Raw genomic sequence first — 11625 nt, 5'->3', positions numbered from 1 at the left:
CGCGCGACCGCCTTGTTGGTACGACGCGATATCGAGATAGGCACCAAGGCGTTCGCGCGCGAATCCCACAGGTATAATTGGCCCGAAACAAACGTAGGAGCGGGTTTACCCGCGAAGCGCCGCGCGGGCGGCGCTCGATCTCATAGGCGCTGAATATTTTAAGGCGGACACCTGCGGCGCTCGATCTCACAGGCGCTGAATGTGCCGAGCCGGGCACCTGGTCGTCGCTCGATCTCACAGCCGCTGAACATCTCAAGCCGGGCACCTGGTAGCCTTGATGCAGTCCCCCTCCCCAACCACACAACCCGCTACCAGACAAGCTAACAGTTGTCGAGATATGGTTGGGCCAGTCCTTTGCGTATACTGCAACCTATGTTCGCCCACACTGCTTTGCGCCAGCGTTGCGCCAAATGGCTTCTCGCAACCGGACTCTTTCTGCTGTTAGGTGCCTGCGTTGAAAAACCCAGCACCCTCGAGCGCGTGAAGGAGGATGGCGTGCTGCGCGTGATCACGCGCAACAGCCCGGCAACCTACTTCCAGGACCGTAACGGCGAAACCGGCTTCGAGTACGAACTGGTCCAGCATTTCGCCGACGATCTCGGCGTAAAGCTGCAGATCGAGACCGCCGACAACCTGGACGAGCTGTACGACTCCCTCGGCAAGCCCTCCGGCCCGGTACTGGCTGCTGCCGGCCTGGTCAGCAGTGAGCGGCGCAAGACCCAGGTGAAATACTCCCATCCCTATCTGGAGGTGACCCCGCAGGTCATCTACCGCAACGGCCGCCCGCGCCCCACCAGCGCCAAGGGTTTGGTCGGCAAGAAGATCATGGTGCTCAAGGGCAGCAGCCATGCTGACCAGTTGGCCGAGCTGAAAAAGCAGTACCCGGCCTTGCAATATGAGGAATCCGATGCCGTCGAAGTGGTCGACCTGCTGCGCATGGTGGACGAAGGCCAGATCGACTTGACCCTGGTGGACTCCAACGAACTGGCGATGAACCAGGTGTATTTCCCCAACGTGCGGGTCGCCTTCGATTTGGGCGACACCCGCGACCAGCGCTGGGCAGTGGCAGCAGGCGAAGACAACAGCCTGCTCAACGAAATCAACGAATTTCTCGACAAGGCACAGAAGAACGGCACCCTTCAGCGTTTGAAGGACCGCTACTACGGCCATGTTGACGTTCTCGGCTACGTCGGCGCCTACACCTTCGCCCAGCACCTGCAACAGCGCTTGCCCAAGTACGAGAAGCACTTCAAGAACTACGCCAAGGTCGAGCAGGTCGACTGGCGCCTGCTGGCAGCCATCGGCTACCAGGAATCGATGTGGCAGCCGGAAGTCACCTCCAAGACCGGCGTACGCGGCCTGATGATGCTGACCCAGCGCACCGCCCGGGCCATGGGCGTGTCCAACCGCCTGGACCCTAGGCAGAGCATCCAGGGCGGCGCCAAGTACTTCATGAAGATCAAGGAAGAGCTTGACGACAGCATCAAGGAGCCGGACCGCACCTGGTTTGCCCTTGCCGCCTACAATGTCGGTGGCGGCCACCTGGAAGACGCCCGCGTCCTGGCCAGGCGCGAAAAGCTAAACCCGAACAAGTGGCTGGACGTGAAGAAGATGCTGCCGCGGCTGGCTCAGAAGCAGTGGTACCGGCAGACCAAGTACGGCTATGCCCGTGGTGGCGAGCCGGTGCATTTCGTGGCCAACATCCGCCGTTACTACGACATCCTCACCTGGGTGACCCAGCCGCAGCTCGAAGGCCAGGTGGCCGAGGGCAACCTGCATGTGCCCGGGGTCAACAAGGACAAGCCAGCGGATAAGTCGTCGCCGATGTAAGCCAGTAGGTCTCTTCGCGGGTAAACCCGCGCCTACAAGAATTGCGCAGAGCCTGAGCGGGCTTGCCCGCGAAGCGGCCGGTGCAGCTCAAGCCTTGGCCCGGCGGGCCTTGAAGAAGTCGCTGAGGATCTGCCCGCACTCTTGCGCCAGCACCCCGCCCTCCACCATCACCCGGTGATTGAGAAAGCCTTGGCCAAAGAACTGCCCTTGGCTCTGCACGATCCCTGCCTTGGGTTCCAGCGCGCCAAACACCACGCGCATCACCCGCGAATGCACGATCAGCCCCGCACACATGCTGCACGGCTCCAGGGTCACATACAGAGTGCTGCCGGGTAGCCGGTAGTTGCTGGCCGACCTGGCTGCCGCCCTGATCGCCACCATCTCGGCATGCGCGCTGGGGTCACTGTCGATGATCGGTCGGTTGAACCCCTGGCCGATCACCTGCCCATGCTGCACCAGCACAGCCCCCACCGGCACCTCGCCCAGCGCCGCGCCTTCGGCGGCCAAGGCCAGCGCCAGACGCATGAATTCCTGATCGCGGCTGCGATCGATGATCTGCGGGCGCATCAGACCACCGCGATCGCGGCCATCAGGCCGGTTTCCATGTGGTCGATGACGTGGCAGTGAAACATCCACGTCCCAGGGTTATCCGCCACCAGCGCTACCTGGGCGCGCTCGTTCTTGCCCAGCAAGTAGGTGTCGGTGAACCACGGTTCCTTGATGTCGTGACGGTTGGAGGCGATCACCTTGAAGCTCATGCCATGCAAGTGGATCGGGTGCTGGTACTGGGTCATGTTCTTAAGCTCGAAGATGTAGCTCTTGCCCTTCTGCAACGTGGCGATGGGCCGGTCGGCACAGGTCTTGTCGGTAATATCCCAGGCCTGGCCGTTGATCTGCCACAAGCTCGGCGGTTTGCCCGCATCAGTGGTGACAGAGACACTGGCCGCCCACTCGAAATTGAAGTTCAGCTTTTCGGCATTCTCCAGGTCGGGCTCGGCGATCGGGTTGGGCGGCAACGCTGGCGGCCAGTCACTCGGCGCGTCGTTGCTGGCCACCGAACGCAGGGTGCCCAGGCGCACGAAACCGTCGCGCAGGGAGATCTCCTCACCCGCCTCGGGAATGCGGATGGCCAGACAGATACGCATGCCCGGGCCTAACCAGTACTCATCCAGCGCACGCGGAGTCACCGGGTTGCCGTCGAGGGCATAGATTCTCGCCTCGCAGTTACCTTTGAGGTTGAGGCGGTAGGTCCAGGTGTTGTCCAGGTTCAGCAGGCGCACCCGCACCACCTGGCCGGCCGGTAGCTCGGTGATCGAGTCGGCCTGGCCGTTGATGGTGATCAACCGCCCGGCAGTGCCGTTGCGCGCGGCCTCGCGCGGGATGCTGAAAGGCAGCCATGCGCCCTGCTCGTCCACATGCCAGTTCTTCAGGCTCAGCGTGCGCTCATGCTGGAACCCAGTGGGCTCACGCTCCTCGACGATCAGCGGCCCGACCAGACCGCGGCCTAGCTCCTCGGAGCTGCTGACATGGGGGTGATACCAATAGCTGCCGGCGTCCGGCACGCGGAACTTGTAATCGAAGTATTCACCTGGCTTGACCGGCAATTGCGAAACGTATGGCACACCATCCATCTCCAGCGGCAGGCGGATGCCGTGCCAGTGGATGGTGGTTTCAACCGGCAGGTGATTGATGAAACGCACCCGCAACCAGGTGCCTTGGCGGACTCGCAGTTCCGTCCCTGGTGCTGAAGGGCCAAAGGCCCAGGCCTCGGTCTTGAACCCCGGCACCAGCTCCACTTCCAGTGGGGCGGCGATCAGCTCGTAGTCGTGCCCGGCATTCTCGTCCTCGACCTTGCCCAGCCAGTAGCGCGCCGCGCCTCCGGCGCCCAGGCCTACCACAACCAAGCCAGTAAGGCCTTTGAGCATTTGTCGACGGGTAAAGGACATCGGTGCGGGTACCTCGTTTCTGCGCAATCAGTCTGCCAGCAGGGGCTGGCGATGAAGGGCGAATACGATACACCTGCATTTGCGAAAGATTAAGTGAAGTCTTGTCGCACGACCGGTTATTGGCCGCGATCGCCAATGGCAACCCGCTCCCCCTCGGTACCAACCCAACGCCCTGGGGCTGACTTGCCGGATTCAGGGCGGGCTGCTTAAGTCTAAAAACGGGGTGCGCAGGTGCTGGCCTTCTGCCCGCCTATCGCTTCAGACAAGACGCCTGCTCTTTGAATGCGAAGGTAGACAGCATGTGGCACAAAAACTCATTACTGCATATCTCGCTCCTGCTCGCTGCAGGCCTGCTGCTGGCACCGAAGATCATCCTGATCGAGTTTTTCTCCCATCGATGGGTGGAGACGGGTATTTTCGATATTGCCCTGTACTTGCTTCAAGACGTGCTGCTTGTGGTCGCCCTCTATGTGATTGCCGCCAACACCGTTACCAGAAACAAATTCAACTTCTATCTGTTGAGCATCGCCTCAGGCGCCTTGCTGCTGTTCCTGCTGGTGGACATGCGTGTTCGGGAGCTATGGCTGAAGCCACTGGACTGGCAACTGATAAGCTACAGCCTGCAAAACGCAAGCAACCTGACCTCCGGGGCCGAGGTGTTTCTCAAGCAAGCGGCCGGTTTCGGGCACACATTCAGGTTCATTGTCTTTGTGCTTTTTCTGGCTTACCTGGCGACCTGGTCTTTCGCTGGGCTGGCAACCTGCATCGCTTATAAAGAACAGCGCACCCGCACAGTAAAGAAAAGACAACACCTCTGGGCATCACTGCTGGTGATCGGCGCCCTGCTCTTCGGCTCCATCCATGCCAAAGATGCGCGCTATCACCTGAACGAAAACATTGTCATCAGCCCGCTGGTCACGACACTCAGAAACACCACTTCCTTGACCGCAGCTCCGCATAGACCGCCCCTGCCATTCGAACAACCCGCCTACCCGCTGACCAACGTCAACGAAATCCGAAAACTTCAATCTCACCCCACGCCAGACTTCAAGAACCTGGTCTTCATCGTTCTGGAGTCGGTGCGCTGGAACAGCGTTTTTGCTCCCGGCATCAAAACCGCCGAGCGGTACCCCTCCTTCGATAAGCTCGCTCGGGAGGGCATGCTCTTCAAAGCGTACGTCTCAGTGCCTCACTCGTCCAAAGGCTACCACGCGATCCTGACGGGGCTGCATGCCTACCCAGACATTGAAATCAAAGAGGCCATGTACCTGCTACAACCCAGCGTCATCCATGAGCTGAAGAACAGGAAAAACATGGAAGCCGTCGCCTTCAGCTCGCTGTACCTGCAGTTCGAAAACATGGAGGGCTTCCTGAAATCCATCGGTGTGTCGAATGCTTACGCAGTTTCGGAGCTCATTCCCGCCGAGAGTCGCTCACGAAATGCCAGTAGCTTCGGTGAAAGTGATGAACAGCTGTTTTCGTCCAGCATCTCTTACCTGGAAAACATCAAAAAGAATGGCAAAGGTTTCATCGCGCTCTACTTCCCAAGCGCAGCCCACTACCCCTACCAATGCAGCCAAGGCCCCCCATTACGGAGCGAGCTGGAAAAGTATGAAGACTGCATAGCCAAAACAGACAGCGTGCTGGGTGAAATGCTGACATCCTTCGACAAGCAAGGCCTTCTGGACTCGACATTATTCGTGCTCGTGGGTGACCACGGCGAGTCATTTGGTGAGCACGGTCTGTTCATTCACAACGCGTCCATGCACGAAGAGGAAGTGAGCGTACCCCTGATTTTCTGGAGTAATGGAAAGTCACTGCCCAAACCCGCCTCAACCACCAGTCACCAGATCGATATTGCGCCCACGGTTGCCGATTTTTTTGATGTGACCGAATCCCCCCTCTCTGTACAAGGCATCAGCTTGTTGAGGGAACAGGGGAAACGCACATTCTTCATGTCCACGTTCTTTGACCAACTGGCGTCAGCCTTGGTGGAGCACCCGTACAAATACATATACGAATTCAGTTCAGACACCCTGACTAAATACAATCTTGAGGATGACCCGCAGGAAAAGCACCCGCAACGCGTGGAGGGTGATGAGTTCATCGCAGTGAGGAGCAGGCTGCTTTCCTATAACGCCTACCAGAAAGCGCTATTTGCCAGAAAGCCAGAAGAATAAGCAATCTGAACGAACAAGAACCAGAAAGCCCGCAATCATGCGGGCTTTCTGGTGTATCCGTCCTGCGGGTGCCAGCCTGGGCTGGCTACCCGATCACTCCCACTCGATAGTGGCAGGTGGCTTGCTCGACACGTCGTAGGTAACGCGCGAGATACCGTCGATTTCGTTGATGATACGACCGCTGACGGTTTCCAGCAGCTCGTACGGCAGGTGTGCCCAACGCGCGGTCATGAAGTCCACTGTCTCGACGGCACGCAGGGCCACGACCCAGGCGTAGCGACGGCCGTCGCCGACGACGCCGACCGACTTGACCGGCTGGAACACCACGAACGCCTGGCTGGTCTTGTGGTACCAGTCGGCCTTGCGCAGTTCTTCGATGAAGATGTGGTCGGCGCGACGCAGGATGTCGGCGTATTCCTTCTTCACTTCACCGAGGATACGCACACCCAGGCCAGGGCCCGGGAACGGGTGGCGGTAGACCATGTCGTACGGCAGGCCCAGCTCCAGGCCGATCTTGCGCACTTCGTCCTTGAACAGTTCACGCAGCGGCTCGACCAGCTTGAGGTTCATCTCCTCCGGCAGGCCGCCGACGTTGTGGTGCGACTTGATCACGTGGGCCTTGCCGCTCTTGGCGCCAGCCGACTCGATCACGTCCGGGTAGATGGTGCCCTGGGCGAGGAACTGGATGTTTTCCAGCTTGCTGGCTTCGGCATCGAACACGTCGATGAAGGTGCGGCCGATGATCTTGCGCTTCTTCTCCGGGTCGGCTTCGCCGGCCAGGTTGTCGAGGAACTGCTTTTCAGCGTCGGCGCGGATCACCTTGACGCCCATGTTCTCTTTGAACATGGCCATCACCTGGTCGCCTTCGTGCAGGCGCAGCAGGCCGTTGTCGACGAATACGCAGGTCAGCTGGTCGCCGATGGCGCGGTGCAGCAGCGCGGCAACCACCGAGCTGTCGACGCCGCCGGACAGGCCCAACAGGACATTGGCCGAACCGACTTGCGCACGCACCTGGGCGATGGCGTCTTCGACAATGTTGGATGCCGTCCACAGGGCTTCACAGCCGCAGATGTCCTGCACGAAGCGGGACAGGATGCGACCACCTTGCTTGGTGTGGGTCACTTCGGGGTGGAACTGCACGCCGTAATAGCCGCGGGCGTCGTCGTACATGCCGGCAATCGGGCAGCTTGGGGTGCTGGCCAGAATGTTGAAGTTGCCAGGCATCTCGGTGACCTTGTCACCGTGGCTCATCCACACGTCCAGGCCCAACACGCCGTCGTCGTCAACGTGGTCTTCGATGCCGTCGAGCAGGCGGCTCTTGCCGACAACGTCCACGCGGGCATAACCGAACTCACGCAGGTCGGAACCTTCTACCTTGCCGCCCATCTGCTCGGCCATGGTCTGCATGCCGTAGCAGATACCCAGCACAGGCACATTCAGGTCAAACACGGCCTGCGGAGCGCGCGGGCTGTTGGCTTCGTGAACCGACTCGGGGCCGCCGGCGAGGATGATGCCGCGCGGGTTGAATTCGCGGATCGCTTCATCGTCCATGTCGAACGGGTGCAGTTCGCAGTACACGCCGATTTCGCGCACGCGGCGGGCGATCAGCTGGGTGTACTGGGAACCGAAATCGAGGATCAGGATGCGGTGAGCGTGAATGTCGAGGGCCATGACTCAATCTCGTCAGTGGAAATCGGAAACGACGCGGGGCTGTCATGACAGCCCCGCTTTATGTAGTAGCTGGAAGCCTCAGCCTACGCGGTAGTTAGGGGCTTCTTTGGTGATTTGCACGTCGTGCACGTGGGACTCGGCCATGCCGGCACCGGTGATACGCACGAACTCCGGCTTGGTGCGCATTTCTTCGATGGTTGCGCTGCCGGTGTAGCCCATGGACGAACGCAGGCCGCCCATCAGCTGGTGGATGATCGCGGCCAGGGCGCCTTTGTAAGGAACGCGGCCTTCGATGCCTTCCGGCACCAGCTTCTCGGCGCCGGCCGAGGAGTCCTGGAAGTAACGGTCGGACGAGCCCTGCGCCTGCGCCATGGCACCCAGCGAGCCCATGCCGCGGTAAGCCTTGTAGGAACGGCCCTGGAACAGTTCGACTTCACCCGGGGCCTCTTCGGTACCGGCGAACATCGAGCCCATCATCACGCAGGACGCACCGGCAACGATGGCCTTGGACAGGTCGCCGGAGAAGCGGATACCGCCGTCAGCGATCAGTGGCACGCCAGTGCCTTCCAGTGCTGCGGCGACGTTGGCGATGGCGCTGATTTGCGGCACGCCGACACCGGCAACGATACGGGTGGTGCAGATAGAGCCAGGGCCGATACCGACCTTGACCGCATCGGCACCCGCTTCGGCCAGGGCCTTGGCGGCAGCGCCGGTGGCGATGTTGCCGCCGATCACCTGCACTTGCGGGTAGGTTTCTTTCACCCAGCGTACGCGGTCGATCACACCTTTGGAGTGGCCGTGGGCAGTGTCGACGACGACGACATCAACGCCAGCCGCCACCAGGGCAGCAACGCGCTCGCCGGTGTCCTTGCCGGTGCCGACGGCGGCGCCGACGCGCAGACGACCCTGGTCGTCCTTGCTGGCAAGCGGGTAAGCCTTGGCCTTTTCGATGTCCTTGACGGTCATCATGCCCTTGAGGTTGAACTTGTCGTCAACGATCAGGACTTTTTCCAGGCGATGCTTGTGCAGCAGCTCGCGAACTTCGTTCTTGTCGGCGCCTTCGCGGACGGTGACCAGACGCTCTTTCGGCGTCATCACGTCGCGGACCTTGGCATCCAGGCGATTTTCGAAGCGCACGTCACGGGAGGTGACGATGCCGACCAGGTCGCCGTTGGCCAGTACTGGCACACCGGAGATGTTGTTCAGGCGGGTCAGCTCGAACAGGTCGCGCACAGTGGCATCAGCGTCGATGGTGATCGGGTCCTTGACCACGCCAGCCTCGAACTTCTTGACCTTGCGCACTTCGCCGGCCTGTTGTTCGATGGTCATGTTCTTGTGGATGATGCCGATACCGCCTTCCTGAGCCATGGCAATGGCCAGACGCGCTTCGGTCACGGTATCCATGGCAGCGGAAACCAGCGGAATGTTCAGCTCGATGCCACGGGTCAAACGGGTCTTGAGACTGACTTCATTGGGCAGTACCTCGGAATAGCCAGGTACAAGGAGGATATCGTCGAAGGTCAGGGCTTCTTGGCTGATACGCAGCATCGCGGGGGCTCCCGGGCGGGAAAAATGGAAGCGCGCCATTATACTCATGCATGGCGCGCCGCTCAATGCAAAATAAGGGCCTTCGGTCAGGCTTGTGGCAGTTTTACCTGCACCACGGCCACCGGCTGGTCGAGCCAGTCGGCGAAGCTGTCGAGAAAGGCCTGGGTGAACCCGGCCTCGCCCCAGTTGTTGAAGATGAACCCCAGGTTGGAAAAGGCACATGGCTGCAGGTAAATGAAGCCATTGATGTCATCTTCGAAGCCGCACAGCGGGCAGGTAAAGTTGTCGCTCACCGCCGGCATCCACTCTTCCAGGCTTTCGAACAACGGCTCGCCCACCTCGCGCCGGCACTCCGGGCAACCGGCTTCTTCGAGGAAGCCTTCGGTGGGGGTATAGATGCAGCGCTTGAGCATCACTTCCAGGCCGTTGACCGGCTCGTCGAAGGGCAGTTTTTCCGGGTGCAGGGCCACTTTGCGCGCCCCTGCCGCCAGGGCATGGCCCATGCGGTTGCCGGTGCGACCGCAGGTGGTCAGTTGCTCCTCGACGACTTTTTCGCGCACCAGCCAGCGCAGGATGGCGCGGGAGCGGGCTTCATGCACCGGGACGGTAGACAGCTTTGGAACGATGATGCTCTGGGTGTTCATGAACGGGACAAGCCTGAAAAACGCCGGTGATGACGCAATTCTACCGCTCAGGCGCTCAGGTAGCGACCAATCAACGCCAGGCCGCTGGCCAGCACCAGCCAGGTGACCAGCCGTACGAACGCTTCGCGGGACAACCGGTTGGTCAACCGACGCCCTACCCAAAGGCCAATGAACATGACAGGCAGCAGGCAGGCGGCGAGCAGCAGCAGACTTTGGTCGGCATAGACACCGGCGATAAGGAACAGCGACAGACGCACTATCGTACTGCAGCTGATCAGCGCGCTCTGGGTGGCGCGTACCTGTTCCTTCACCTCCAGCCGTGCACTCAGGTAAAGGGCATAAAGAAACCCGCCGCTGCCGAACAAAGCCCCGAACAACCCGCCTGCCGTGCCCATCGGCACCGCCCAGAAGCCGGACAGGCTGGCTGGCCTCACTTTCACTGCCAGCCCGTAAAGTGCATAGGCGGTCACGAATAGCCCCATCAACAGCAGCAACAGGTCGGACTTCAGCTGGAGCAGGAACACCACGCCCAACGTACAACCCAAGGCCATGAAGGGCAGCAGCCGCAGCAATTCACTGCGTACCACATCCCGGCGTGACGGCAGCAGGTTGCCGAAGGCGGCCGCGAAATCCAGCAGTACCAGCAGCGGGATGATGCGTGTCAACGGCATGAAGTGAATCAGCACCGGCCCGGCCACGAGTGCAGTACCGAAGCCGGCGATACCGAAAACGATGTAGGCCGCGGCAATGGCGAACAGGATCGGCAGCCAGTCAAGGCCGGAAAACGACAGTTGGGCAAGCATGGCAGCAGTTCCTGGGAAGACAGGCAAAGGTTAGCCAGCCATGAGCCATGCCGACTAATATGCCTTTATCCCCTAAGCCATCTCGAAAAGGCATGACATGACGTCGATCCGACAGTTGCGTTACTTCGTGGAGATCGCCGAGTGCGGCAGTTTCAGCAGTGCAGCCGAGCGACTGTACGTCGCCCAGTCGGCCCTTAGCCGGCAGATCAAGGAGCTGGAGCAGCAACTGGGCACGCCGCTGTTCGAACGCACGGCGCGCCTGCCTCGCCTGACGCTGGCCGGTCAGGCCTTTCTTGAACGGGCGCGACGCTTGCTGGCTGACCTGGCACAGGCTGAGCGGGTTACCCGTGACATTGGCCAAGGGTTGCAAGGCAGCTTGCGCCTGAATCATTCCAGCACCGTGCCGCTGACCGGCGGGCTTCTGGCTCGCCTGGGGAACTACCTGAAGCACAACCCAGGGGTTTCGCTGGAGATTGCGCAGCAGTCATCGGAGGCACAGCTGGAAGACATTGCTGCCGGACGGCTGGATATCGGCCTGTTGCGCTTGCCGGTGCTGCGCCAGCATGAAGGCGTGGTGCTGCATGAATTGTTCGACGAACCCTTGTTGCTGGCGGTCGCCGCTGGACACCCCTTGGCGGGTACTCAGCACGTGCAACTGGAGCAACTGAAGGAAGAACGCTTCATTTCCATCCCACACCGGGATCGCGGTGGTTTGAGCTACCTGTCTGCCTCGTTGTGCATGGGGGCAGGATTCTTCCCGAAGGCGGCGCAGGTACTGTCGCGCAAGACCACGCAATTGCAGCTGATACAGGCGGGGTTTGGGGTGGCGTTGTTGCCAGCGTGCATGCGGCAGATCGCACCCGCTTCGGTCAGTTTCGTGGCGCTGCAAGGGGATTGCCAGAGCACAGTGGCGCTGGCCTGTCGCCGCGATGCGGGGCAGATAGCCAGGCAGTTCGTAACGGCCCTGCAGGGCTGAACCTTGTTCTTCGCCGGTGCACCCGCT

The 11625-nt window shown here is 60.7% G+C and carries 9 protein-coding genes; 3 read left to right on the top strand and 6 right to left on the bottom strand.

Features of this window, described 5'->3' with window-relative positions; all coding sequences use genetic code 11:
- Positions 1-372: 372 nt before the first annotated feature.
- Entirely contained in the window at positions 373-1830 is a 1458-nt protein-coding gene (mltF, locus tag ACF8RA_RS15735; RefSeq protein ID WP_392488086.1) for a membrane-bound lytic murein transglycosylase MltF, read from the top strand.
- Between the two features lie 87 nt (positions 1831-1917).
- On the opposite strand, the gene tadA is transcribed toward mltF, so the two are convergent.
- Together tadA and ACF8RA_RS15725 are read right to left on the bottom strand one after the other, a co-directional pair.
- Positions 1918-2397: a tRNA adenosine(34) deaminase TadA gene (gene tadA / locus ACF8RA_RS15730; RefSeq protein WP_012051365.1), complete on the bottom strand. Its 480-nt coding sequence runs from the start codon at positions 2395-2397 to the stop codon at positions 1918-1920.
- Entirely contained in the window at positions 2397-3776 is a 1380-nt protein-coding gene (locus tag ACF8RA_RS15725; protein WP_176683688.1) for a multicopper oxidase family protein, read from the bottom strand. The genes tadA and ACF8RA_RS15725 overlap by 1 nt, the downstream gene beginning before the upstream one ends.
- Before the next feature lie 299 nt (positions 3777-4075).
- Here ACF8RA_RS15725 and ACF8RA_RS15720 point away from each other — a divergent pair, with 299 nt between their 5' ends.
- Positions 4076-5956, top strand: a complete 1881-nt coding sequence (locus ACF8RA_RS15720) for an LTA synthase family protein (protein ID WP_392519341.1) — start codon at positions 4076-4078, stop codon at positions 5954-5956.
- Between the two features lie 93 nt (positions 5957-6049).
- On the opposite strand, the gene guaA is transcribed toward ACF8RA_RS15720, so the two are convergent.
- The 4 genes from guaA to ACF8RA_RS15700 form a co-directional block, all read right to left on the bottom strand.
- Positions 6050-7627, bottom strand: a complete 1578-nt coding sequence (guaA, locus tag ACF8RA_RS15715) for a glutamine-hydrolyzing GMP synthase (protein ID WP_176683690.1) — start codon at positions 7625-7627, stop codon at positions 6050-6052.
- Between the two features lie 78 nt (positions 7628-7705).
- Positions 7706-9175, bottom strand: a complete 1470-nt coding sequence (gene guaB, locus ACF8RA_RS15710; RefSeq protein ID WP_003255025.1) for an IMP dehydrogenase — start codon at positions 9173-9175, stop codon at positions 7706-7708.
- Between the two features lie 86 nt (positions 9176-9261).
- Positions 9262-9819, bottom strand: coding sequence for a sugar ABC transporter ATPase (locus ACF8RA_RS15705; protein WP_392519339.1), 558 nt, complete (start codon positions 9817-9819; stop codon positions 9262-9264).
- A gap of 47 nt (positions 9820-9866) precedes the next feature.
- Positions 9867-10622: a sulfite exporter TauE/SafE family protein gene (locus ACF8RA_RS15700; protein ID WP_392519338.1), complete on the bottom strand. Its 756-nt coding sequence runs from the start codon at positions 10620-10622 to the stop codon at positions 9867-9869.
- Positions 10623-10719: 97 nt separating this feature from the next.
- On the opposite strand from ACF8RA_RS15700, the gene ACF8RA_RS15695 reads away from it, so the two are divergent.
- The gene (locus ACF8RA_RS15695) at positions 10720-11598 is read left to right on the top strand and encodes a LysR family transcriptional regulator (RefSeq protein ID WP_209967771.1); all 879 of its coding nucleotides are present in this window, start codon (positions 10720-10722) and stop codon (positions 11596-11598) included.
- The last annotated feature ends 27 nt before the right edge of the window (positions 11599-11625 follow it).

The organism is Pseudomonas sp. FYR_5 (genome assembly GCF_043106315.1).
Lineage (GTDB): Bacteria > Pseudomonadota > Gammaproteobacteria > Pseudomonadales > Pseudomonadaceae > Aquipseudomonas > Aquipseudomonas putida_Y.
This window is presented reverse-complemented; position numbering and strand designations above follow the sequence as displayed.